This is a genomic window from Streptomyces sp. NPDC056347, assembly GCF_042262625.1.
Classification (GTDB): Bacteria; Actinomycetota; Actinomycetes; order Streptomycetales; family Streptomycetaceae; genus Streptomyces.
Genome location: NZ_JBHJQP010000076.1, coordinates 1 through 22,265, shown reverse-complemented (window position 1 = coordinate 22,265; position 22,265 = coordinate 1). Strand labels below are relative to the sequence as shown.

Sequence of the window (22,265 nt, the reverse complement as noted above, 5' to 3'; positions counted from 1 at the left end):
ACGTGCCGAGCACCGTCCCACCCGTTCTGGAGCAGCCCATGAGCGCAGCCGATCTGGTCTTCACCGGCGGACCCGTCTTCACCGCGGACCCGGCCCGCAGCCGGGCGTCCTCGCTCGCCGTGACCGGCGATCGGATCACCGCCGTCGGCCACGACGAGGTGCGCGATCTCATCGGCCCCGGCACCGAGGTCGTGGACCTGGCGGGCAGGCTCCTGCTGCCGGGCTTCCAGGACGCCCACATCCACGCCGTGAACGGCGGGGTCGAGATGGCCGAGTGCGATCTGACCTCGACCGTCGGGGCCGCCGACTACCTGAGGCTGATCGGGGCCTACGCGCAGGCCCACCCGGAGCGCGAGTGGATCACCGGGGGCGGCTGGTCCCTGGAGAGCTTCGAGGGCGGGATGCCCACCCGGCAGTTGCTGGACCGGGTCGTCCCGGACCGGCCGGTACTGCTGTCGAACCGCGACCACCACGGCGCCTGGGCCAACAGCCGCGCACTGGAGCTGGCCGGGATCACCGCGGACACCCCCGACCCGGCCGACGGGCGGATCGAGCGCGAGCCGGACGGCTCACCGGCCGGGATGCTCCAGGAGGGCGCGGTCGCCCTGGTGGCCCGCCTGGTGCCGCCGGGCACCGCGCGGGAGCGGCTCGACGGGCTGCTGCGCGCGCAGGAGATGCTGCACTCCCTGGGCATCACCGGCTGGCAGGACGCGCTGCTCGGGGCGCTGGGCGACAAGCCGGACCCCTCGGACGCCTATCTGGCGGCGGCCCGCGACGGCTCGCTCACCGCCCGGGTGACCGGTGCGCTGTGGTGGGACCGGGAGCAGGGCGCGGAGCAGGTCGAGCGGCTGGCCGCGCTGCGCGGGCAACTGTGCCACGGGCGGTTCCGGGCGACCTCGGTGAAGATCATGCAGGACGGGATCGCGGAGAACTTCACGGCCGCGATGACCGCCCCGTATCTCGACGGCTGCGGCTGCGCCACCGCCAACAGCGGTCTCAGCTTCGTCGATCCCGCCGCGCTGCGGGAGTACGTCACGAAGCTGGACGCGCTCGATTTCCAGGTCCACTTCCACGCGCTGGGCGACCGCGCCGTGCGTGAGGCGCTCGACGCCGTGGAGGCGGCGGTCGCCGCGAACGGCCGTCGCGGCAACCGCCACCACCTGGCCCATCTCCAGGTCGTCCACCCCGAGGACGTGCCCAGGTTCGCCCGGCTCGGGGCGATCGCCAACATCCAGCCGCTGTGGGCCGCCCACGAGCCGCAGATGGACGAGCTGACCATCCCGTTCCTCGGGCCCGAACGCGCCTCCTGGCAGTACCCGTTCGGCGATCTGCTGCGGGCCGGGGCGACCCTGGCGGCGGGCAGCGACTGGCCGGTGAGCAGCCCGGCGCCGCTGGAGGGCATTCACGTGGCGGTGAACCGCAAGGAGCCCGGCATCACCGACGACCGGGTCTTCCTGCCCGAGCAGCGGATCGACGTCCAGTCCGCGATCGCCGCCTACACCGCGGGCAGCGCCCATGTGAACGGACTGGACGACGCGGGCAGTCTGCGCGCCGGACACCTCGCCGACCTGGTGGTCCTCGACCGGGACATCCTCACCGCGCCCGCCGAGGAGATCGCGCAGGCGCGGGTGGAGCGGACGTACGTGGGCGGCCGGCTCGTGCACGCGGTGTGAGCCGCGGTCCGGCACGCCGTCACCACGGTGCCGGTGCTCAGGGGCGGACCCCCGGAGCCCCCGTCCGGGGCGCCGGGGAGCGCCGCGGCGGGCGGCCCCGGTGCCCGCGCGGGCGCTTCATGACGGACAATTCCTGTGGGGGCGGGTACGCAACCGTCGACGGCGGGAATCGCCATGACCGATCTTCCGGCAGCCAGCGCTCCCACCCTGGTCTTCCTCGTGGACGACCACGAGGTGGTCCGCCGGGGGCTGCGTGACCTGATCGACGACGAGCCCGGCCTGCGGGTCGTCGGTGAGGCGTCCACCGCGGACCAGGCCCTGGCCAGGGGTCCCGCCCTGCGGCCGGACGTGGCCGTCCTCGACGTGCGGCTGCCCGACGGCGACGGGATCACCGTGTGCCGGGAACTGCGCTCACGGATGCCGGATCTGGCGTGCCTGATGCTGACCTCGTTCGACGACGAGGAGGCGCTCCTGGACGCGATCATGGCGGGGGCGGCGGGGTACGTCCTCAAGCAGATCAAGGGGTCCGACCTCGTGGCGGCGGTCCGGACCGTGGCGACCGGGCAGTCGATGCTCGATCCGGCGACCACGGCCCGGCTCATGCGCTCGCTGAGGAGCCCCGGAGCGGCGAGGCCGTCGGAGGACGAACGTCTGGCGGCCCTGTCCGAACGCGAGAGATCGGTCCTCGGCCTCATCGGCGAAGGACTCACCAACCGGCAGATCGCCAAGCGGCTCTATCTGTCGGAGAAGACGGTCAAGAACCACATCTCGCGGATGCTGGGAAAGCTGGGTGTGGAACGCAGGGTGCAGGCGGCCGTGATCGCCGCACAGGCGCACGAGCACGGCACCGATGGACGTTGAGGAATGTCAGGGTCCGTCCTGCGGCCTCAGGGGGACGCGCCATTCGACCACTGTGCCGCCCCGGGGCGCCGCCGGGCGGACGGAGAGCGAACCCCCGAGGCGCTCCGCCCGTTCGGCGAGGTTGCGCAGACCTCGGTCGTCCCGGTCCCGGGGGATACCCACCCCGTCGTCGCCCACCGTCACTGCCAGGATTCCGTCCTCCGCGACGACGACGACGTCGGCCTGACCCGCATGGGCGTGCCGGGCCACATTGGTGAGCGCTTCGCCGATCACCGCGACGACGTCGTCGGCGACCTCCACCGGCACGTCCGTGTCCAGCAGCCCCTCCATACGCAGTGCGGGGGCGAAGCCGAGGGCCGGCGCCGCCTTGTCGGCGACCGCGACGATGCGGCTCCTGAGCTTCGGCGTGGTGCCGGGGGCGTCGTGCTCCCGGAGGCCGAAGATGGTCGCCCGGATGATCTTGATGGTGGCGTCCAGGTCGTCGATCGCCCGGGTCAGCCGCTCCACCGCCTCCGGGTGCTCGACGAACCGCCGGGCGCTCTGCAGGGTCATGCCGGTGGCGAAGAGGCGTTGGATGGCCAGGTCGTGCAGGTCACGGGCGATCCGGTCACGGTCCTCCAGAAGGCTCACCTGCTCGGCGTCCCGGCGGTGGGCGGCCAGTTCGAGGGCCACGGCCGCCTGCCCCGCGAAGCCGGGAAGCACGGCGGTCTCGGCGCCTGTGAAGGGCGCCCGTCCGCTGCGCCGGGCGAGGACCAGCACACCGCTCAGCCGCTCCTTGGTACCCACCCTGACCGCGACCGCCGGGCCGAACCCCCGCCAGCGTCCGGTCCCCGCGGCAAGCCGCTCGTCGCTCCCGGCGTCCGCCACCGTGACCAGGCCGTCCCGCTCCGCCAGGGCCACGGCGGCCAGGGTGCCGTCGGCGTTCGGCGGCACGACGCCCCGGCGGGCGTCGGCGCCCTCGCCCCACACCAGTGAACCCCGCAGCTCCCCCACCGCGCCCATCGGGTGGAAGAGCCCCACGTCGGCGTCGGCGATGTCCACCACCTGCTTCAGCATCCCGTCCAGGGCCTCGGCCTCCCCCGTACCGGAGAGCAGGGCACTGGTGAAGTCGGAACCCGCGGCGAGCCACCGCTGCCGTCGTCTGCCCTCCTCGTACAGCCGCGCGTTCTCGATCGCGATGCCCGCGGCACCGGCCAGGGTGGTGACGACGGCCTCGTCCTCGGCGTCGAACTCCGACCCGCCGCGCTTCTCCGTGAGGTAGAGGTTGCCGAAGACCTCGTCGCGCACACGGACGGGAACGCCGAGGAACGAGTGCATCGGCGGATGGTGGTCCGGGAACCCGTACGAGGCGGAGTGTTCCGACAGCTCGGGCAGGCGCAGGGGCACCGGGTTGCGGATCAGCTCGCCGAGGATCCCGTGCCCGGACGGCAGCGCCCCGATCCTCCGGCGCAGGTCCTCGTCGATGCCGATGGGGAGGAACTCGGAGAGCTTGCGGTCCTCGCCGATGACGCCCAGCGCTCCGTACTCGGCGTCGACGAGGGACACCGCGGCCTCGACGATGCCGCGCAGTACCTGCGGCAGGTCGAGCTCACGGCCGACGGACATGACGGCTTCGAGCAACCCGTTCAGCCGGTCCCTGGTGCCGCGCACCTCGTCGATGCGGACCTTGAGCTCGTCGAGCAGCTCGTCGAGCCGGAGCCGGGGCATCCGTGTGTCCGCGGACCCGTCGTCTTCCCGGCCCATCGAAACCTCCGTCGCGTCGGCACGCCCGGCACCCGTCGCATCCGCTTTCACGGTAGTCCGGATGTTCCGGCCGTTCCTGCGGTGCGGTCCGGACGGGCCTCGGCGCGACGCTCCTCGGAGTCCAAAAGAGCTGGTCACGGGGAAACGGGCGCGGCCCGCGGCGGCCCGCCGCCCCCGGCCGCCCGGGCTCCGAAGGGCGCTTCCCCTCGCCCTGCATTCCGTCCGGGCCGCCGGTCGCGGTCCGTAGTCACAGGACGGGGCGCCGCAGCCGGAACCACCGCTCCTCCCCCGGCGCCACGGTGCGCCTTCGCCCTTCGGGCAGAATCACGGCGAGCGGCCCCCGCGGCGACGCGGGGACCCGTACGCCCAGGCGGCCGGGGAGCATCCGCAGGCGCACTCCGCGGTGCCCGCCGCAGCAGAGGGTGAACGCGAACCGGGGAAGCTCGCGCAAGGCCACCGGCGCCACCCGCAGCCCCTCCGGCCCCGCCTCCAGACCGGTGATCCCGCGCTCGACCAGGTCGATCGTGCCGGCCATCGCCCCGAGGTGGATGCCCTCACCGGTCGTACCACCCTGTACGTCCGCCACGTCGGCGACCAGCGCCTCCTCGCAGTACCGCCAGGCGTCCGCCCCCTTCTCGCGGGCCAGCACCCAGCCGTGGACGAGGCTGCTGAGGGTCGAACCGTGACTGGTGCGCCTCAGGTGGTAGTCGACGGTGGCGCGCCAGGTCTCGTCGTCGAGCCGGTACCCGAGCCGGGCGAACAGCCCGGCCAGCTCCTCGGGCCGGAAGAGGTAGCCGAGCATCAGGGTGTCGGCCTGTTTCGATGCCTGGTAGCGATTGACGGTGTCGCCCTCGGCCTCCAGGATCCGGTCGAGCCGACGGATGTTCCCGTAGCGGGCCCGGTACCCCTCCCAGTCGAGCTCCGCCAGCTCGCCATACCCGTCGAACTGGCTCACGACGCCCTGGTGGAAGGGCACATGGAGGCGGCGTGACACGTCGGCCCAGCGGTCGAGCTCGCCGTCGTCGAGCACGAGCCGCTCACGCATCTCCGCCAGTCGCGCGGCGGGCAGTTCGTCCAGCAGGTCGAGACCGCGGGCGAGGACCCAGGCGGCCGTCACGTTCGTGTAGGCGTTGTCGTCGATACCCGGAGCCGTCGCCCCCGGGTAGGCGTCGTGGTACTCGTCGGGGCCCACCACCCCGCGGATGCGGTACCGGCCCAGCTCCTTGTCGAGAACCGCCGAACCGGCCCAGTACCGGGCGACCTCCAGCAGGATCTCGGCCCCCTCGGCGTACAGGAATCCGCGGTCGCCGGTGGCCTGCGCGTACTTCCAGACGTTGTACGCGACCGCCGAGCCGACATGTCTCTGGAGCCGGGAGTGGTCGGGAAGCCAACGGCCGGAACGTGGATTGAGGTGCAGCTCCTGTGTCTCCTCGTCCCCGGAGCTTCCGCTCTGCCAGGGATACGCGGCGCCCCGGTGACCGGTGCGGCAGGCGGCCGCCCGGGCGGCCGGGAGGCGGCGGTGGCGGTACATGAGCAGCGCCCTGGCCACCTCGGGGAAGTGGAGGTCGAGGTAGGGCAGGACGAAGAGCTCGTCCCAGAAGACGTGCCCCCGGTACGCCTCCCCGTGCAGGCCCCGGGCGGGGACGCCCACGTCGAGTTCCGTCGTGTGCGGGGAGAGTGTCTGCAGCAGGTGGAACAGGTGCAGCCGGAGAATGCGGCCCGCTTCCCCGGGCACACTCAGCTCACCCTCCGCCCAGAGCCGTTGCCAGGCGGCCCGGTGCGTGGCCAGCAGCCCGGGGAGATCCGGGGCGTGCGCGGCCGTCCGCACCGCCGTCGCGAGGGGGTCACCCGGCGGGCGGTCCATCGAGGTGCGCAGGGCCATGGTCTTCATCACGCGTGCCGTCCGGCCCCGGCCGAGGGGCAGGCGGTACGTCTGCATGGTGCCGGTGGGCGTGGGAAGCGCGCGACCGGGGCGCCCGGGGCTGGTGTCCGTGCGTACGGCCAGGGCGATCAGATGGCCCGGGTCCCTGGTGCGGCAGGAGAGGAAAGCGGTCCGGTCCGACTCGAAACCGCTGCGATGGCCGGTGAGGTGGGAGCCCTCCAGGTTCCGGTAGCGCTCGACTCCGGTGTTGGCGACGGCACCGTCCAGCACCGACACGACCTCGACCGCGCCGCTCCACCCGTACGCGTGGAAGGTCGTGAGCTGGGCCGCGAGCCCGGGGTCTCCCATGTGCACGATCCGCAAATGGCTGACGCGCAGCCCGTGGCCCGCGGCGTCCTGGAAGAGAAGGTGCCGGGTGAGGACGCCCCGGCCCAGGTCGAGCTCCACGTCGCAGTGGCGCAGCTGTGCGGAGTCGGGGGTGAGCCACTCTCCGGGAGGAAGGCCGTCCGGGAGGCAGCGGTAGCGCAGCAGCGTCCAGTTCGGCAGGTTGACGAGGTCTTCGTTCTCGACCTGCTTCCCGGCGACACGGGAGGTGCGCCGGTCGTAGCAGCCGGCCAGGTAGGTGCCCGGGTAGTGGATGGAATCGGCGGCGCACTCCGGAGTGGAACCGCGGGTCGCGAACCTGCCGTTGCCGAGTGTGCAGAGCGCTTCCACCAGCCGCTCGCGCGCCGGGTCGTAGGCGTCGTAGCGCCAGGTCCACGCGGAGGTCATGGGCCCGCACCCCACACTTCCCGCACGAGCTCCGCGAGGTCGGGGACGACGAGGTCCGCTCCGTGCTCCCGCAGCGGTGCGGTGCGGTGCCGGTCGAAGGTGCGGTCCACGCCGACGACGAGCCCGAAGCCGCCCCGGCGGCCCGCCGCGACTCCGGCGAGCGCGTCCTCGACGACCGCGCCGTCCTCGGGGCGGGTGCCGATGAGCCCGGCGGCGCGCAGGAACAGTGCGGGGTCCGGCTTCCCGGGGAGGCCGAGCCGGGCGGCGTCCGTGCCGTCGACGACGGCGGTCAGGAGCTGGTCGAGCCCGGACGCGCGGAGCAGTGTCCGGGCGTGCCGGGATGCCGACACCGCCGCGCGCGGCACGTCGCGGGAGTTCAGGGCTGCGAGTGCCCGCCCGGCGTCCCCGAAGGCAATCGCGGGCTTCGCCCGCAGGGCGTGCTGGAACTCCTGTTCCTTGCGCGCCGCCACGGCCCGGACCGTGTCGCAGCCCGGGCGGGCATCCTCCCTCCCCGGGGGGAGGGAGACGCCACGGGCGTCCAGGAAGGCCGCGGCCCCGTCGTAGCGGGACTTCCCGTCGACGAACCGGTGGTAGTCGGCATCCGCGTCGAACGGCCTCCAGGCCCGTCCCCGGGCCCACTGGGCGAGGCAGGCGTCGAACGCGGTCTTCCATGCCGCCGCGTGGATACCGGCGGTGGCGAGCAGTACGCCGTCGGTGTCTAGGACGACGCCCCGCGGCGGACGGCGGGCGCGGCCGCCGCTCATCCGGGCCCCACCGGTCGGGCGGCCTGGACGGCCGTGTGCCGCGGGCTGCCGAGCACGACCTTGATGGCCCCGGTCTCGGCGGCGCGGCCGAAGACGTCGTACGCCTCCTCCATCTGTCCGAGCGCGAACCGGTGGGTCACCAGATCCGCGGTGGGCAGTCGTCCGGCCGCCATCATGCCCAGCAGGGTGGGTGTCGACACCGTGTCGACGAGGCCGGTGGTGATGGTGATGTCCTTGATCCACAAATCTTCGAGGTGCAGGGCCGCCGGCTTTCCGTGGACGCCGATATTGGCGACCCGGCCGCCCGGCCGGGCCATACGTGCGCACATCTCGAAGGTTTCCGGGACGCCCACCGCCTCCATCACGACGTCGGCGCCCAGGCCGTCGGTCAGATCGGCCACCAGTTGCTCGGGCTCCTCGCCCGCGGTCGCGGTGACGTCCGCGCCCAGCCGCCGGGCGGTCGCGAGGCGGGGCTCCGCCAGGTCGACCGCCACGATCCGGCCGGGACTGTAGAGGCGTGCCGTGACGATCGCGGCGAGGCCGATGGGTCCGGCGCCGACCACGACGACCGTGTCTCCCGGCCGTACGCCGCCATTGAGGACCCCGACCTCGTAGGCGGTGGGGAAGACGTCCGCGAGGAGCACGGCGTCGACGCTGTCGACCGAGCGCGGGAGCGGATGGACGGAAAGATCGGCGAAGGGCACCCTGACGTACTCGGCCTGCGTCCCGTCTGCCGTATGCCCGAGTACCCAGCCTCCCCCGCCGCGGCACTGCCCGTAGCGGCGCTCGCGGCAGAACCGGCAGCGCCCGCAGGGGGAGATGCAGGAGATCAGGACGCGGTCGCCCGGCGCCACCGTGCGGACGTCCCGGCCCGTCTCCACCACGGTGCCGACCGCTTCGTGCCCGAGGACGCGACCGGGTTCGAGCTCCGGCACGTCCCCCTTGACGATGTGGAGGTCGGTGCCGCAGATGGTGACGGCTTCGACCCGGACGATCGCGTCGGCCGCGTCCTCGATGCCGGGTTCCGGTATGTCCTGCCAGACCACATGGGCGGTTCCGTGGTACACGAGAGCCTTCATGACGGCCGCCTTCTCGGATGCCCGCGGCCTCGTCCAGCGGGCTTCACCGTCAGGCTGCCGCCGCGCGGAAGGAGGGCGCATGGGCCGGTCGGCCCCCAGAAGGGCCCGCTCGGGCCCGTGCCCCACGCCGTCGTCGGCACCGCCGGGAGGAGGCCGTCCCCGGGCGCCCGGGACCCGCCGAGGGCCGGACGGCCCTCCCACCGGACAATTGGCACGGGGGATCCTGAGAGATGGCGTGACAGGACCGAGCACGGGAGGGTGAGCGGCAATGAGGCACCGAAGCGTCGCCGAGCTGATGACTCCGACAGTCGTCAGTGTCGTGCCGGACACGCGCTTCAAGGAGATCGCCCGGCTGCTGGACGAGTTCGACATCACCGCCGTCTGCGTGGTGGACGAGGCCAACCGGCCGCTCGGTGTCGTCTCCGAGGCCGATCTCGTACGCCCACGTGCCGTCGGTTCCGGTCTCGAGACCGCGGGAGCGCTCATGTCGAGTCCCGCGGTGGTCGCCCGGCCCGGGTGGAGTGTGGTGCGGGCCGCTCGGGTGATGGACCGGTCCCGGGTGAAGCGTCTGCCGGTGATCGACGACTCCGGGCAGCTCGTGGGGGTGCTGAGCCGCAGCGATCTCATCCAGTTGTTCCTGCGCAGGGACCGGGCGATCCAGGAGGAGATCATCGAGGACGTGGTCACCCGCACGCTCGGGCTGAGCCCCTCCGATCTGTCCGTGGACGTCGAGGACGGCCGGGTGATCCTCAGCGGCCGCGTCCGGCGCCCCGGGCTCGTGCCGGTCCTCCTCAGGCTCTGCAACAGCGTCGACGGTGTGGTGGGGGTCGTCGACCGGCTCCACCGCGAGGACGGCCCCCACGGCCACGAGGACGGCGCCGCCGTGGGGTGACCGTCCGGTCCGTCCGTCCGGCAGCTCCTCGCGGTCAGCCGTCGCAGTCGTCGTCGGCCCCTGATCCGCTGCCCCGCCGGAGCCGGCCGGACCATACGGGTTCCACCTGCTCCCACTCGCGTTCGAGGGCGGCGAAACCGCGGGCTTCGGCCCGCCGTCGGACCAGGATCAGAACGCCGGCCACCGCCGCCCCGGCCGTACCGGCCGCGGCGGCACCGCCGGAGAACGAGGTCAGCACACGTTCCGCCTCGCTGTCCGGCGCCCGGACGGGTACGCCGGCGGCGTCCACCCGGATCGGCACGGCGCGGCCCCGGGGCGTCCCGGGCGGCACGTCCACGGTTCCGGACCGGCGGACGTGCCCGGGGTACGCCCAGACCGCCGGTGCCACGGAGCCGGGCCGCACGGTGTCCCCGGTCGGGACGGCGGGCCCGGTGGTGGTGGCCGTGACCCGGTGGAGGTGTTCCGCGCGGGCGCGGTCCGCCCGGGCCGCGGTGCTCCACAGGGCCCAGGCGGCGACCGCTCCGCAGAGCAGCGCCAGGGTCAGGACGAGCACCACGGCCGCCCGCCCGTCGACGCGGCCCGATGGGCCGAACCGTCGGCCCGGCCGTCCGTGCCCGGTCATGGCGCGCACCTTCGCGGCTCAGGGCCGGTCACCGTCGTCGGGGGTGCCGGCCCGCTTCACCGGGATGGTCCGCGCCGTCTGCGTGTCCTGGTCCGGCATCGGGACACGGACGGTGAGGATGCCGTCCGCGTAGGAGGCTTCGACACCTTCGGCGGGAACCCGGTCCGGAAGGCGCACGGTCCGGCGGAACGAGCCGTAGCGGAACTCCGAGTGCTCGGTGTCCTCCGTGCTCTCGCCGTGCTCGGCGCTCACCGTGATCAGGTCGCCGTCGGCCGTGATGGTGATGTCCTGGTCCGGGTCCATTCCGGGAAGCTCGGCCCGCAGCACGTACACGCCGTCGCCGCGGGTGACCTCCACCGGGATGGAGTGGGCCGCGGAGTCGGGGCGCCAGCCGGGCAGCCCCGGGAACTCCCTGCTGAACCAGTCGTTGAAGTCCGGGAAAATGCTGTGCCTGCGCTCCACCTTCGCACCGGTCATCGTCCTGCTCCTCGTGCACGGGCCCGAGGGGGGCCGCCCCACGGACGGGTCGGACACGGAGCCCGGTCCGGCTCCCTCTCTCCACCTTCCCACCGGAGCGACGCGGCGCGCAGCGCCCGAAGGGGGCCGTCGGCGGGGCCGAAAGGGCCCGGTCCCCCAGGGCCCGACCGGCCCATGCCGGGCACGTCCCGCGCAGCCCCCGCCCACGGGTCGGTACGGCGGCTACCGGCCGGCCGTACGGGATCGTGGCTTCCGGGCCGGTACGGCGTCACCCTCGCTCGCGTACCGCGTGGCGGAGGGGACGGTGATCACGGGGCAGGCGGCGTGGTGCAGCAGTCCGTGAACCGTCGAGCCGATGTACATGCCCGTGTACCCGCCCCGTCCCGTACGGCCCACGACGAGGGCGAGGGAGGACTGCGCGGCCAGGGCGAGCTGTTCGACCGGGTGTCCCCGGCAGACCTCTTCGGAGACGTGCACGTCCGGGTAGCGCTCCGCCCAGCCGGCAACGGACTCGGCGAGCAGGCGCCGCCACCGGGCCCGTCCGGTCCCGGTGTCCTCACGCCTGAGGACCGTGCGGGGCCGGACCCAGACCGCCCTGAGCCGTGCCTCGCGCAGGCTGGCCTCCTCCATGGCGAAGGCGACGGCCGCCCGGCTGTCCTCGCTGCCGTCCACGCCGACGACGACGGTCGGCGGGTGCACGGCGGTGTGCTCCGGCGCGCTGACCACGACGACGGGGCAGGGCGCGTGCGCCGCGAGCGGAACGGCCACCGAACTCCCGCCGAGCATTTCCGCGGCCCTGCCGAGGTGGCGTGATCCCACGACGACCAGGGTGGCGTCGGCCGCCCGGTCGAGCAGTACACCGAGCGGGTCCCCGTTCATGAGCTCCGCCGAGGTCCGCACGTCGAGGCGCAGCTCCCGGACGAGGTCCTCCACACTGGCCAGTGCCGACTCCGCCCGCAGCCGCAGGGCGTTCCCGTGGCCGACGGCGTCGTAGCTGAGCCGGTCGTGGACCGGCGGCCGTGCCACCACCAGGCGCAGCCGCAGCCGTCTGCGTTCGGCCTCCGCGGCGGCCCACGCCAGGGCGGGGACGGCCGGCCGTTTCGGGTCGACGCCGAACAGCAGGTCGTTCATGGTGCGCCGCCCCGGTCCGCGAAGCCCGCCGGGACGATCTCCACCGGACAGTGCGCGTGATGGACGAGGCTGTGGGCGACACGCCCCAGGTGCGGCCCCGGGCCGGTGGAGGGGCGGCCCCGGCCCATCACGATCAGGTCGGTATGGGCGCTCGCCCCGATCAGGACCCCGGGGATACTCGTCCCGGCCTCCACGTGGTGCCCGACGATCAGTCCGGGAAACTTCGCGCGGACCCGGTCGGCGAGTGCCTTCATCTCGTGTACCCGCCGCTGGGCGATCTCGTCGAGGTCGTCGAGCATCGTCGCCACGGTGCCGATGTGGGCGAGCACGTTCCACACGCTCACGATGCGCAGTGCCGCCTTGCGGATGTCCGCCTCCGCGGCGGCGAGGAACAGCCACTCCAGGTCCGCGGAGTCACGCACCGCCGCGGTCACCGAGCCCGACTCGGGCCGCTCCGCCTCCCCGCGTACGACGACCACGGGCACCTCCGCGCGGGCCGCCGCCCCCAGCCCCACGGAGCCGAGCAGGAGGGCGGAGAAGCCTCCGAGACCTCTGCTGCCGACCACGGCCGTTCCCCGGCGGCCGGCGGCGGTCAGGAGCGCGGCGACCGGTTCATGATGATCGATCTCCTGGGCGACGGTGAGGTCGGGGAAACGTTGCCGGACGGCGTCCGCGGTCTCGGCCAGCAGGTTCCGGCCGGCTTCGCGTACCGCCCGGATCGATTCGGCGTCGTCGCGGTGGGTGCGCCGATCGGTGTCGGTGGCGTGCACGAGGCGCAGCGTGCGCGACCGGCGGTCCGCTTCCGCGGCGGCCCAGAACGCGGCCGTCCGGGCGGCGGGAGAACCGTCGATCCCCACGACGACGTCGGCAAGCCCGGACCCGGTGGGGGTCTCGCTGTCCATGATTCCTCCTTCGGTCCGCCCCGGGGATCTCACGCACCCCGGGGCCGCACCTGTCGCGCCGACGTCGCCGCGGGCTCCGTCGGCACGGGCCGTTCGGCTCCGGCGGGGACTGTGCGGCCCTTCTCCGCCGGGAGGGCGGCCGGTGGTGGCCCGAGCCCCACCGGCCCCCGATGTCAGGCTTCCGCGTCCAGGGGCGGGTGCCGGTGCTGCGGTACGACGGCGACGGGGCACGCGGCGTGGTGCAGGGCGCGGTGGGCCACTCTGCCGAGCTGGAGGCCGATGGCACCGTCCCGTCGGCGTGCCCCGACGACCAGCAGGTCGGCGGCGGCGGAGCGCTCGGTCAGCACCTTGTGGGCGGGGCCCTCGGCCGTGCTTCTGCGCAGCCGTACCTCGGGGTGTTCTCGCGCACCCGCGTCGAGGGCCTTTTCCAGGGCCTCGGACGCCTCCCGCTCGAAACGGGATCCCCGCTCACCGGTCAGGAGCAGATGGTCGACCGGTTCGTGGGCGGGCCTGCGCCAGGTGCGCACGACATCGAGCTCCGCCTGCCGGAGCGCGGCCTCGCGGAAGGCGAACCCGACGGCCGGGGAGTCCATGTCGTGATCACCGATGCCCAGAAGCACCCGACGGTGGCGCGCCTCCAGAGCGTCCCGATCCCCGCGTACGACGACGACCGGGCAGGAGGCCCTGGACGCGACGAGGAGGCCGACCGACCCGAGGAGGAGATCGCCGATCTCGCTCCGCCCCCGCGATCCGAGGACCACGGCCATGGCGTTCCGTCCCTCCCTGAGCAACGCCGCTGTCGGATCCTCGGCGGCGACATCGGTGGTGACGGAGAGGCCGGGGGACCGCTTCTCCGCCCGCTCCGCCGCTGCGACGGCGATGTTCTCGATGAGCTCCTGTGCCGAGGGCCGCTCTGCGGACGCCGGCGACGCGGCCCCTTCGTAGTGCTCCCACAGCGAAGCGTGCACGATCCGCAGCGGGCGCTGGTGCCGCACCGCCTCGTCGACGGCCCAGTCCAGGGCCGTGAGGCTGGCCTCGGAGCCGTCGACGCCCACCACCAGGGGGGATTCCATCCTGCCCACCGCCTTCCGTTCGTTCGGTGGCCTGCCGCCACGCTCGCACCGGACGGTGGGGGCGGGTAGGGCCGGTCGGTACCGGGCTCGGTCCCGGAAGGGGGCCGTTCGGCACTGCCCGCGGGCCGCGCCGGCGCGGCAGGGTGGGACCTGCCGGGGTTCCCGGGCCGGTGCGGGAGACCGTCATCCCGTGAGGAGGGCCGTCAAGCGGCATCGAACGGCTTTCTGAGCGGTGACGCACGGCGTCGTCACCACGGCTCTCCCGACAGCGTTCGAGGATTCCGCCCGTTTCCTCGCCGAGCGGGGCGCGAGGGCGCTCGTGCACGGCGGACGGCGGCCGTCGGCTGCAGTGTCGGAGGCCGGTCGTCCGCGTACCGCCGCCGAGCTCCCCGGCCCTTGAGGCCGATGGGGCCGACGAGGCCCACGAGATCATCGGCCCGACGCGGAGACGGCGGCCGGGCCGATGACCTCACCGGCCGCCACGGCGCGGCCGGGCCGGAACCTCGCCGAGACGGCCCGGACGACGCACCGGGCGCACGTGAGAGGGCCACCGCGACGAGCCCCCGGAACGTTCCGGTACCGCCCGCACCGGAAGGGAGTGGAAGATGCGTCACAGCAGGATCGCAGAGCTGATGACCCGTGACGTGGTGAGCGTCCGCGGCGACGCCCCGTTCAAGGAGATCGCCAGGGTGCTGGCACAGCGCCGGGTGACCGCGGTGCCCGTGGTCGACCGCGACGGCAGGGTGCTCGGCGTGGTCTCCGAAGGGGACCTCCTGCGCAAGGCCGCCGACCGGGCCGCCGCGCCGGGGGACCTGCCGCCCGTGCCCGGGCTGGAGGCGTGGGAGGACGCGAAGGCCCGAGGTGTCCGCGCCGAGGAACTGATGTCGGCGCCCGCCGTGTGCGCACGCCCCGACTGGACGGTGGCGGAGGCGGCCCGGCTGATGGAGATCCAGGACATCAAGCGCCTCGTCGTGGTCGACGCCGAGGACCGGCTCCAGGGGATCGTCAGCCGTCGCGACCTGATGCGGGTCTTCCTCCGCCCGGACGAGGCCATCCGCCGCGAGATCGTCGACGACGTACTCGTCGCCACCCTGCGCCTCGCTCCGGACTCCCTCACCGTCCGGGTGAGCGAGGGCCAGGTGGAACTCGGCGGGAAGGTGCCGTTCCGGGGCATGATCCCGGCCGTCGAGCGGATGTGCGCCATGGTCGACGGAGTGGTCTCGGTCTCCTCCACCCGTCTCACCTACGACGTCGACGACACCGTCCGGGAAGGCCGCTGACGGTCCCCCGCGCAGCCGCTTCCCGGTGGACCGGTACCGGGCCCGCCGGGCCGGCCCCGGTGACACCGCACGCGCACGGCCTCGCCGCCGCACCCTCCCACGGGCCCGACCGGCCCCAGGGCCATGCGTTCCGGGCCGGTCCCCGGAGCGACGCCACGACCGGGATGCCGGATTGACAGGCCGATCAAACTGCCACTAGCGTCGTTGCAGTTATATGGGCGGGGCGACGGTCACGAAGGGGTCATGGTGAGCATCAGCAGCAGGAGCGCGGTCGCGATTCACGCACTCACCATGCTGGGGCGCTGGGACCGCTCGCTGACCTCCGCGGAGATCGCGGAGAGCCTGGCCAGCAATCCGGTTCTGGTGCGGCGGATCCTCGGCAGCCTGCGCGACGCCGGCCTGGTCCGGTCCACCGAGGGGCGCAACGGCGGCTGGTCGCTCACCCGGCCCGCCCGCGAGATCACGCTCTACGACGCCTACACCGCCGTGGAGCCGGGGCCGGTCCTTTCACGGCACCCGCATCCACCGAGCGCCGAATGCGAGGTGGGGCGGAACATGCAGAAACTGCTCGAGGTGGAGTTCCAGGACGCGGAGCGGGCCCTGAAGGAACGGCTCGGGCGCACGACGATCACCCACCTCGTCCGGCAGGTGCTGGCCAGCGAGCGCGAGGCCGCGCAGCGCGTCACCGACTGACTGATTTACCGACTCATCAACGGCGGAGGCAATGCCCTCCGTCATTCTTTTACCCTAACTGCAACCATCATGGTTGCAGAAATTCGCTTGAAGGGCTTCGCATGACTTCCACGTCCACAACGGCCGAGCGGACCGGCTCGGGACCGGGCTTACTCGCCGTGCTGGTACCCGCGATCCTCGTCACGGTCACGGCCAGCGACATGGTCAATCTGATGCTTCCGACGATCGGGGCCGAGTTCGGGGCGTCCGAGGCCGAACTCGCCTGGGTCGTCACCGGCTTCCTGTTGATGTTCTCGGTCGGGATTCCCCTGTACGGCCGCGTTTCGGACCGTGTGAGCCTGCGCCGCCTCTTCGCCTTCGCACTCCTCACCTACGCTGCCGGAAGCCTGATCTGCGCGATCTCCCCGAGTCTGGCCGTACTCGTGGCAGGGCGGATCGTGACGGGTATCGGCGCGGCCGCGATCCCCGTGCTCTCGATCGTCGCCGTCACCACCCTGCTGCCGCCTCGACGGCGCGGCGCCGGGATCGGCGTCGTCTCCGCCGGAGCGGGCGTCGGCACCGCCGCCGGACCGGCGTTGGGCGGTGGCGTCGGGCAGGCGCTCGGCTGGCCCGCGCTGTTCTGGATCATGCTGGCGGTCTCACTGCTGCTGCTCTTCCCGGCCCTGCACGTACTCCCGGACGGGACTCCTCGGGGCTCGGGACGGATCGACCTCCCCGGTGGCCTGCTCCTCGGCCTCGGAGCCGGCCTCGTCCTGTTCGGCATGACCCGGGCACAGGTCTCCGGCTTCGGCGAACCCCTGTCCTGGGGCAGCCTCGCGGCGGCGATCGTGGCGCTCGCACTCTTCGGGGCGCGCACCGTCCGCGTCGATCAGCCGTTCGTTCCGCCATCGCTGTTCACCAATCACGTCTACCGGACCGGCATCCTCGTCGCGTTCCTGGCCATGGCCGTCAACCTCGGCGGCCTGGTGTTCGTCCCGCTGCTGCTGGTGGAGGTCAACGAACTCACCCCGGGCGAGGGCGCCTTGGTGATGATCCCGGCCGGCGTCGTGACCGCGCTCCTCTCGCCGTGGATCGGGCGCCTCGCCGACCGCGTCGACGCGCGACTCCCGGTGCTTTGCGGGCTCGGTCTCATCGGGCTGTTCTCGCTGCTCCTGTCGTCCTTCACCGGCAGCTCCTCCGCGGTCTTCGCCGGTGTCGGGATCCTCGGGCTGAGCATCGGCTTCATGCTCGTGATGACCACCATCATCGGCGCCGCGGCCGGCGAGCTGCCTCCCGAACAGACCGGCGCCGGTCTCGGGATCCTCCAGGGGGCCCAGTTCCTCGGGGCCGGTACCGGCCCCGCCGTGTTCGGCGTGCTGGTGTCCGCCAGGCGGCAGAGCGGCGGTGACGCCGTCAACCCCCTCCACTCCGGGGACGACGGCTCGGCCTACTCCGACGTCTTCCTGGCCATGGCTGCGGTCGTCGTCCTCACGCTCGTCGTCGCGTCACGGATGCGTCGCACGGGCGGCGGAGGGGCCGGGGCCGGATCGAGGGCCGAGGCGGCCCCGGTGGCCACGGCGGCGCGCGAAGCGAACAACGTCCAGTAGGAACCCGAGGGGGATCACGGTGAAGACCATTGTTGTCACAGGGGGCACTTCCGGGATCGGGCCACCGACGTCCCCGGGGGGGCGGCCGAAGGTCCGGCCGAGCCGTGGGCGCCCCGCGCGAAGCAGCACCGCACGACCGGCACGGCCGCGCACGCCCGGAGGTCACGGGGGCCGGCCCCGCACGTGAGCCACTCTTCACCGGCCGCGCTCCGAACGCTCGTCGAACATCACGCGAAGCGGCCGACGGCCCGCCCTGGAACACCGATCACACACTCGACCGGATGAATCCGGTGCGCAGCCGCCCCTACCGCCGCTGCCGCCCGGCCCACGGAACCGTCATGCGGCCGGGTACGGGCCCGTACCCGGCTCTCCGGTCCTTGGGCATCCGGCTTCGGACCGTCACACCGGGCGGCACTCGTCGTCACGACGGTTGCCGGGCGACACCCCCTCCGCTCCCCGCTCTTCGCAGCGGGGTTCGCGACGGCCTCGCAGGCCGCGGGCGGCCGAAACACTCGGCTTCCCGCGCGGGGACGCCCCATCCGGCGACGCTCCGTGACCTGCCGAGGGGTCCCCTCCTCCGTTTGACAGGGCCCACGGGAGCGACATAGTTACTTTAAGTGTCAGTTTCGTCACACTTTGCGATCATCATTGATCGCCGCCGCTCTCACCGGCAAGGCCTCGGCCGAGCTCGCGGACGGCGCCTCCGGCGCGGTCGGCATGAAGCGTTTCGTCCGCACCACGGGCGCGCTCCACTCCTTCACCCCCTCGATCACCGCACCGCGACAGCTCACCGAGGGCGAGGACCTCCCCCACCAAGCCGGTCGGCTCCTGAGCGGCAAGGAGAAGCCATGAACGAGAACCCCACCATCGAGGGCACGGCCGATGACCGTGCCCGCTGGCAGACCTGCCGGCAGCTGGCCCGCGAACTGCTGCTGGTCGGCCCCGACGACAAGGACCTGAAGCTTCGCTACCTCGACGTACTGGTCAAGGGGGGCGTCCCGGAGACCGACGAGCCCAAGAACGTGCTGATCGTGGGCGCCGGGATCGCCGGCCTGGTCGCCGGGAAGCTGCTCAAGGACGCCGGACACAACGTCACCGTCCTGGAGGCCAACGCCAACCGGGTCGGCGGGCGGATCAAGACCTTCCGCACCACCGGCGACGAGCGGGACAGCCCGTTCAGCGACCCGGAGCAGTACGCGGAGGCCGGGGCGATGAGGCTGCCGAGCTTCCACCCCCTCACGCTGGCCCTGGTCGACAGCCTCGGCCTGACGCGACAGCTGTTCTACAACGTCGACGTCGATCCCGACACCGGAAACCAGAACCCGCCCGCCCCTCCGGTGGTCTACGAGTCCTTCGAGGACGGCAAGGTCTGGAAGTACGGCGAGGACAGCCCGGACTTCCGCGAGCCGGTCAAGCGCTTCAACAGCTGGATCCGCACCAACCGGATCCAGGCCCGCCGCAGCGAGTACGCCGCCGACCCCAGCAGCGTCAACGAGGGCTTCCACCTCACCGGCGACGAGGTGCGGATCACCGCCGCCGAGATGGTCAACCAGGCGCTGGAGCCGGTCCGCGACTACTACTCGTACATCGAGGACGGCAAGCGGGTGCGTAAACCGTTCGCCGAGTGGCTGGACGGCTGGGCCCGGGTGATCCGCGACTTCGACGGCTACTCGATGGGCCGCTACCTGCGCGAGTACGCGGGTTTCAGCGACGAGGCCATCGAGGCGATCGGCACGATCGAGAACATGACCTCGCGGCTGCACCTGTCCTTCTTCCACACCTTCCTGGGGCGCAGCGACATCAACCCGGACGCCACCTACTGGGAGATCGAGGGCGGCAGCTGGCAGCTGCCGCACGCCCTGGCCATGCAGCTCCAGGACGAGATCGAGATGGGCGAGCGGATGATCCGGATGGAGTACTGGGATCCGCGCCGCGACGGCGCGGCCGGCGAGGACGTCGGACCGACCGGACCGCGGGTCGCCGTCCACACCGTGCCCGAGGGCGCCCCGGAGGCCGAACCCAATGTCTGGACGGGCGACTTCGCGATCGTCACCGTGCCGTTCTCCGCGCTGCGGTTCGTCCAGGTCGATCCCCCGTACTCGTACAAGAAGCGCCGGGCGATCATCGAGACGCACTACGACCAGGCCACCAAGGTGCTGCTGGAGTTCTCCCGCCGGTGGTGGGAGTTCACCGAGGCGGACTGGAAGGACGAGCTCGACTCCATCGAACCCGGCCTGTACGAGTACTACCAGCGGGCCGGCGAGGAGGACGCGGAGGCCGCTGTCGCGGCCGCGCACAACGGGCACCGGCCGCCGCCCAACCTGCCGAGGGTGCTGCTCGGCGCCCACCCGAGCGTGGACTCCAGCAGGATCGACCAGGAGCAGTTCGAGGTCTTCCGGCACACCCCGCTGCGCCGGGCGAGCGTGCGCCCCGCCACCAACTGCTTCGGCGGCGGTTCGACCACCGACAACCCCAACCGCTTCATGTACTACCCCTCCCACCCGGTGCCCGGCAGCGACGGCGGCGGCGTGGTGCTGGCCAGCTACAGCTGGTCGGACGACGCGGTGCGCTGGGACTCGATGGAGGACGCCGAACGGTACGTGTACGCGCTGCGCAACCTCCAGTCGGTGCACGGCCGGCGGATCGAGGTGTTCTACACCGGTTGCGGCCAGACCCAGAGCTGGCTGCGCGACCCGTACGCCTTCGGCGAGGCCGCGGTGTACACCCCGCACCAGATGACCAGCTTCCACCTCGACGTGGTCAAGCCGGAGGGCCCGGTGCACTTCGCCGGCGAGCACGTCTCGCTCAAGCACGCCTGGATCGAGGGCGCGGTGGAGACCGCCGTCCGCGCGGCGATCGCCGTGCACGAGGCGCCCGCCCCGCCGCCCCGCGTCAAACCGGAGATCCGGCCCGAGGCGCGGACCGGCCGCGCACCCAGAGCGGAGGTACTGAGCCGATGAGCGACAACAGCGAGTGGACGGTGGGCCGATATCTGGCCACCAGACTGGAACAGTTGGGCATCCAGTACCTGTTCGGGGTGCCGGGCGACCTTCTCGGCCCGTTCCTGACGATCATGCACGCCACCACCAAGGTGCGCTGGGTCGGCACCCCGACCGAGATCGGCGGCGGTTACGCCGCCGACGCCTACGCCCGGGTGCGGGCGGCAGACGCCGACCTCACCAAGGGTGAGCAGGGCGTCGCCGCCGTCGCGGTCACCTACGGCGTGGGCGCGTTCAGCCTGCTCAACCCGATCGGCGGCGCGTACGTCGAGTACGTACCGGTGATCGCGATCAACGGGGCGCCGTCGTACGAGCAGTGGCTCAACTACCAGGCGGTGGGCCTGCTCACCTCGCACATGAGCCAGCGCCCGGAGAGCAACCTGGAGGTCTACCGGCAGGTCACGGTGGACGCGCAGGTGATCTCCAACCCCGGGCTCGCGCCCTCGCAGATCGACAGCGCGATCATCGCCGGGCTGACCGAGCGCAGGCCGGTCTACCTGGAGGTGATGGAAGACCTCTGGCACGCCCCGTGCGCCGAGCCACAGGGAGAACTCCGCCGCCAGGAACGGCCGTTCACCAAGAAGAACGAGGAAATGCTCGCCAAGGCGGTGGAGGCCTCGGTGAAGCTGGTCGAACGGCTCGGCACGCCGGTGCTCTGGGCGGGCGAGGAGCTCGAACGCAACCGGCTGGAGCAGGAGCTGGTCTCGCTGGTGCGGCTGACCGGCATCCCGTTCTTCACCACGGTCGGCGCGAAGTCCGTGGTCTCCGAGAACACCCCGGGCTTCACTGGCGTCTACAACGGCAGGGCGAGTCTGCCGGAGGTACGCGAGGCGTTCCAGGCCGCCGGGTGCCGGATCGGCCTCGGCACCTGGTCGACGTCGAAGAACCTCGGTGGCGAGAAGTCGATCGGCGACGACTGGATCGTGGCCGCCCGCGATGGTGTCAGCGTCGGCGCCCAGTACTTCCCGGACATCCAGCTGGCGCGGTTCGTCCCGGCGCTGCGGGACGCACTGGGTGCCGCTTTCGACGAGCGGGCGTTCGAGACCGACCCCTTCGCGCTGGCACACGCCAGGAACCGGCGGGTCCCGGCGAGCACGGCCGCCTTCCTGACCGGCCTGAGCAGCACGGACCACCCCGAGGAGCTCACGTACGACGGGTTCTTCCAGCACATGAACGCCTTCCTGCTGAGCCAGGCGGACGGCGAAGGACCGGGGGCCACCTCGCCGTTCACCGTGGTCTCGGACGCGGCGTTCGCGCTGCTGGGTTCGATGAATCTGCGGATGGCCGAGCGGGCGAGCTTCGTGGCGCAGAACAGCTGGCTGTCCATCGGCTACTCGGTCGGCGCGGCCACCGGAGTGGCTCTGGGCCGCCAGGAGCCGCTCAAGCGGCCTCTGGTGTTCGTCGGGGACGGCTCGTTCCAGGAGGTGTGCCAGGAGCTGTCCACGCATGTGCGCAACCATCTGCGGCCGGTGGTCTTCGTCCTGGACAACGAGGGCTTCTACGGCATCGAACAGATGCTGGTCAGCCCCTGCTACTACAAGGAGAAGCCGTCCGACGGGGCCGACTTCTACAACGTGCTGCACCCGTGGCGGTACGAGAAGCTGGCGGAGGTCTTCGGCTCGGAGAAGGACCGGATGCACGGGCGGGAGCTCGCCACCCACACCGAGCTCGAGTCACTGCTGCTCGAGATCGCCGATCCGGGCAACGACATCAACCACGCCCCGATCCTGGCCCGGATCCGGCTCAACCGGCACGACTACCCGCGGGCACTCCAGTACAAGATCGACGAGAAGTGCGGGTAACCCGCCGTACGGCGCACCGGCCCCGGCCCGAGGGC

General features: G+C 72.6%; 18 protein-coding genes. 9 read left to right on the top strand and 9 right to left on the bottom strand.

Going from position 1 to position 22,265, the window contains the following annotated elements:
* The first annotated feature begins 38 nt into the window (after positions 1–38).
* Together ACFCV8_RS19125 and ACFCV8_RS19120 are read left to right on the top strand one after the other, a co-directional pair.
* Complete coding sequence (locus ACFCV8_RS19125; RefSeq protein ID WP_376686542.1) at positions 39–1,673, top strand: amidohydrolase; 1,635 nt, start codon at positions 39–41, stop codon at positions 1,671–1,673.
* A 174-nt stretch (positions 1,674–1,847) separates the two neighbouring features.
* Complete coding sequence (locus tag ACFCV8_RS19120; RefSeq protein ID WP_376686541.1) at positions 1,848–2,534, top strand: response regulator; 687 nt, start codon at positions 1,848–1,850, stop codon at positions 2,532–2,534.
* A 6-nt stretch (positions 2,535–2,540) separates the two neighbouring features.
* On the opposite strand, the gene ACFCV8_RS19115 is transcribed toward ACFCV8_RS19120, so the two are convergent.
* The 4 genes from ACFCV8_RS19115 to ACFCV8_RS19100 all read right to left on the bottom strand — a co-directional run bounded on the left by ACFCV8_RS19115 (position 2,541) and on the right by ACFCV8_RS19100 (position 8,773).
* On the bottom strand, positions 2,541–4,277 hold the full coding sequence (locus tag ACFCV8_RS19115; RefSeq protein WP_376686540.1) for a GAF domain-containing protein: 1,737 nt from the start codon (positions 4,275–4,277) through the stop codon (positions 2,541–2,543).
* A gap of 247 nt (positions 4,278–4,524) precedes the next feature.
* Positions 4,525–6,930: a glycoside hydrolase family 65 protein gene (locus ACFCV8_RS19110; protein WP_376686539.1), complete on the bottom strand. Its 2,406-nt coding sequence runs from the start codon at positions 6,928–6,930 to the stop codon at positions 4,525–4,527.
* On the bottom strand, positions 6,927–7,694 hold the full coding sequence (locus tag ACFCV8_RS19105) for an HAD family hydrolase (RefSeq protein WP_376686538.1): 768 nt from the start codon (positions 7,692–7,694) through the stop codon (positions 6,927–6,929). The genes ACFCV8_RS19110 and ACFCV8_RS19105 overlap by 4 nt, the downstream gene beginning before the upstream one ends.
* Entirely contained in the window at positions 7,691–8,773 is a 1,083-nt protein-coding gene (locus tag ACFCV8_RS19100; RefSeq protein WP_376686537.1) for a zinc-dependent alcohol dehydrogenase family protein, read from the bottom strand. The genes ACFCV8_RS19105 and ACFCV8_RS19100 overlap by 4 nt, the downstream gene beginning before the upstream one ends.
* Before the next feature lie 268 nt (positions 8,774–9,041).
* Between ACFCV8_RS19100 and ACFCV8_RS19095 the strand changes: the two genes are divergently transcribed.
* Positions 9,042–9,665: a CBS domain-containing protein gene (locus tag ACFCV8_RS19095; protein WP_376686536.1), complete on the top strand. Its 624-nt coding sequence runs from the start codon at positions 9,042–9,044 to the stop codon at positions 9,663–9,665.
* A gap of 34 nt (positions 9,666–9,699) precedes the next feature.
* On the opposite strand, the gene ACFCV8_RS19090 is transcribed toward ACFCV8_RS19095, so the two are convergent.
* The 5 genes from ACFCV8_RS19090 to ACFCV8_RS19070 all read right to left on the bottom strand — a co-directional run bounded on the left by ACFCV8_RS19090 (position 9,700) and on the right by ACFCV8_RS19070 (position 13,870).
* Entirely contained in the window at positions 9,700–10,287 is a 588-nt protein-coding gene (locus ACFCV8_RS19090; protein ID WP_376686535.1) for a hypothetical protein, read from the bottom strand.
* A gap of 18 nt (positions 10,288–10,305) precedes the next feature.
* Entirely contained in the window at positions 10,306–10,764 is a 459-nt protein-coding gene (locus tag ACFCV8_RS19085; protein WP_376686534.1) for an Hsp20/alpha crystallin family protein, read from the bottom strand.
* A gap of 222 nt (positions 10,765–10,986) precedes the next feature.
* Complete coding sequence (locus tag ACFCV8_RS19080; RefSeq protein ID WP_376686533.1) at positions 10,987–11,895, bottom strand: universal stress protein; 909 nt, start codon at positions 11,893–11,895, stop codon at positions 10,987–10,989.
* Entirely contained in the window at positions 11,892–12,797 is a 906-nt protein-coding gene (locus ACFCV8_RS19075; RefSeq protein WP_376686532.1) for a universal stress protein, read from the bottom strand. The genes ACFCV8_RS19080 and ACFCV8_RS19075 overlap by 4 nt, the downstream gene beginning before the upstream one ends.
* 173 nt (positions 12,798–12,970) lie before the next feature.
* Positions 12,971–13,870, bottom strand: coding sequence for a universal stress protein (locus ACFCV8_RS19070; RefSeq protein WP_376686531.1), 900 nt, complete (start codon positions 13,868–13,870; stop codon positions 12,971–12,973).
* Between the two features lie 605 nt (positions 13,871–14,475).
* Here ACFCV8_RS19070 and ACFCV8_RS19065 point away from each other — a divergent pair.
* From ACFCV8_RS19065 to ACFCV8_RS19040, 6 genes are all read left to right on the top strand, one after another.
* Positions 14,476–15,150 carry a CBS domain-containing protein gene (locus ACFCV8_RS19065; RefSeq protein WP_376686530.1) on the top strand — a complete coding sequence of 225 codons (675 nt, stop codon included), beginning with the start codon at positions 14,476–14,478 and terminating at the stop codon, positions 15,148–15,150.
* 243 nt (positions 15,151–15,393) lie between these two features.
* A complete protein-coding gene (locus tag ACFCV8_RS19060; protein ID WP_376686529.1) occupies positions 15,394–15,843 on the top strand; it encodes an Rrf2 family transcriptional regulator in 450 nt (149 codons plus the stop codon).
* 101 nt (positions 15,844–15,944) lie between these two features.
* Entirely contained in the window at positions 15,945–17,429 is a 1,485-nt protein-coding gene (locus ACFCV8_RS19055; protein ID WP_376686528.1) for an MFS transporter, read from the top strand.
* A gap of 636 nt (positions 17,430–18,065) precedes the next feature.
* A complete protein-coding gene (locus tag ACFCV8_RS19050) occupies positions 18,066–18,281 on the top strand; it encodes a hypothetical protein (RefSeq protein WP_376686527.1) in 216 nt (71 codons plus the stop codon).
* Positions 18,278–20,389: a flavin monoamine oxidase family protein gene (locus ACFCV8_RS19045; protein ID WP_376686526.1), complete on the top strand. Its 2,112-nt coding sequence runs from the start codon at positions 18,278–18,280 to the stop codon at positions 20,387–20,389. The genes ACFCV8_RS19050 and ACFCV8_RS19045 overlap by 4 nt, the downstream gene beginning before the upstream one ends.
* The gene (locus tag ACFCV8_RS19040) at positions 20,386–22,230 is read left to right on the top strand and encodes an alpha-keto acid decarboxylase family protein (RefSeq protein ID WP_376686525.1); all 1,845 of its coding nucleotides are present in this window, start codon (positions 20,386–20,388) and stop codon (positions 22,228–22,230) included. The genes ACFCV8_RS19045 and ACFCV8_RS19040 overlap by 4 nt, the downstream gene beginning before the upstream one ends.
* Positions 22,231–22,265 lie beyond the last annotated feature (35 nt).

Excerpts from the sequence above, each read along its gene's own strand:
- ACFCV8_RS19120 (WP_376686541.1), top strand. The coding sequence starts at position 1,848 with ATGACCGATCTTCCGGCAGCCAGCGCTCCCACCCTGGTCTTCCTCGTG.
- ACFCV8_RS19115 (WP_376686540.1), bottom strand. The coding sequence starts at position 4,277 with ATGGGCCGGGAAGACGACGGGTCCGCGGACACACGGATGCCCCGGCTC.
- ACFCV8_RS19055 (WP_376686528.1), top strand. The coding sequence starts at position 15,945 with ATGACTTCCACGTCCACAACGGCCGAGCGGACCGGCTCGGGACCGGGC.
- ACFCV8_RS19060 (WP_376686529.1), top strand. The coding sequence starts at position 15,394 with ATGGTGAGCATCAGCAGCAGGAGCGCGGTCGCGATTCACGCACTCACC.
- ACFCV8_RS19105 (WP_376686538.1), bottom strand. The coding sequence starts at position 7,694 with ATGAGCGGCGGCCGCGCCCGCCGTCCGCCGCGGGGCGTCGTCCTAGAC.
- ACFCV8_RS19100 (WP_376686537.1), bottom strand. The coding sequence starts at position 8,773 with ATGAAGGCTCTCGTGTACCACGGAACCGCCCATGTGGTCTGGCAGGAC.
- ACFCV8_RS19110 (WP_376686539.1), bottom strand. The coding sequence starts at position 6,930 with ATGACCTCCGCGTGGACCTGGCGCTACGACGCCTACGACCCGGCGCGC.
- ACFCV8_RS19125 (WP_376686542.1), top strand. The coding sequence starts at position 39 with ATGAGCGCAGCCGATCTGGTCTTCACCGGCGGACCCGTCTTCACCGCG.
- ACFCV8_RS19085 (WP_376686534.1), bottom strand. The coding sequence starts at position 10,764 with ATGACCGGTGCGAAGGTGGAGCGCAGGCACAGCATTTTCCCGGACTTC.
- ACFCV8_RS19080 (WP_376686533.1), bottom strand. The coding sequence starts at position 11,895 with ATGAACGACCTGCTGTTCGGCGTCGACCCGAAACGGCCGGCCGTCCCC.
- ACFCV8_RS19090 (WP_376686535.1), bottom strand. The coding sequence starts at position 10,287 with ATGACCGGGCACGGACGGCCGGGCCGACGGTTCGGCCCATCGGGCCGC.
- ACFCV8_RS19040 (WP_376686525.1), top strand. The coding sequence starts at position 20,386 with ATGAGCGACAACAGCGAGTGGACGGTGGGCCGATATCTGGCCACCAGA.
- ACFCV8_RS19070 (WP_376686531.1), bottom strand. The coding sequence starts at position 13,870 with ATGGAATCCCCCCTGGTGGTGGGCGTCGACGGCTCCGAGGCCAGCCTC.
- ACFCV8_RS19075 (WP_376686532.1), bottom strand. The coding sequence starts at position 12,797 with ATGGACAGCGAGACCCCCACCGGGTCCGGGCTTGCCGACGTCGTCGTG.
- ACFCV8_RS19095 (WP_376686536.1), top strand. The coding sequence starts at position 9,042 with ATGAGGCACCGAAGCGTCGCCGAGCTGATGACTCCGACAGTCGTCAGT.
- ACFCV8_RS19065 (WP_376686530.1), top strand. The coding sequence starts at position 14,476 with ATGCGTCACAGCAGGATCGCAGAGCTGATGACCCGTGACGTGGTGAGC.
- ACFCV8_RS19045 (WP_376686526.1), top strand. The coding sequence starts at position 18,278 with ATGAACGAGAACCCCACCATCGAGGGCACGGCCGATGACCGTGCCCGC.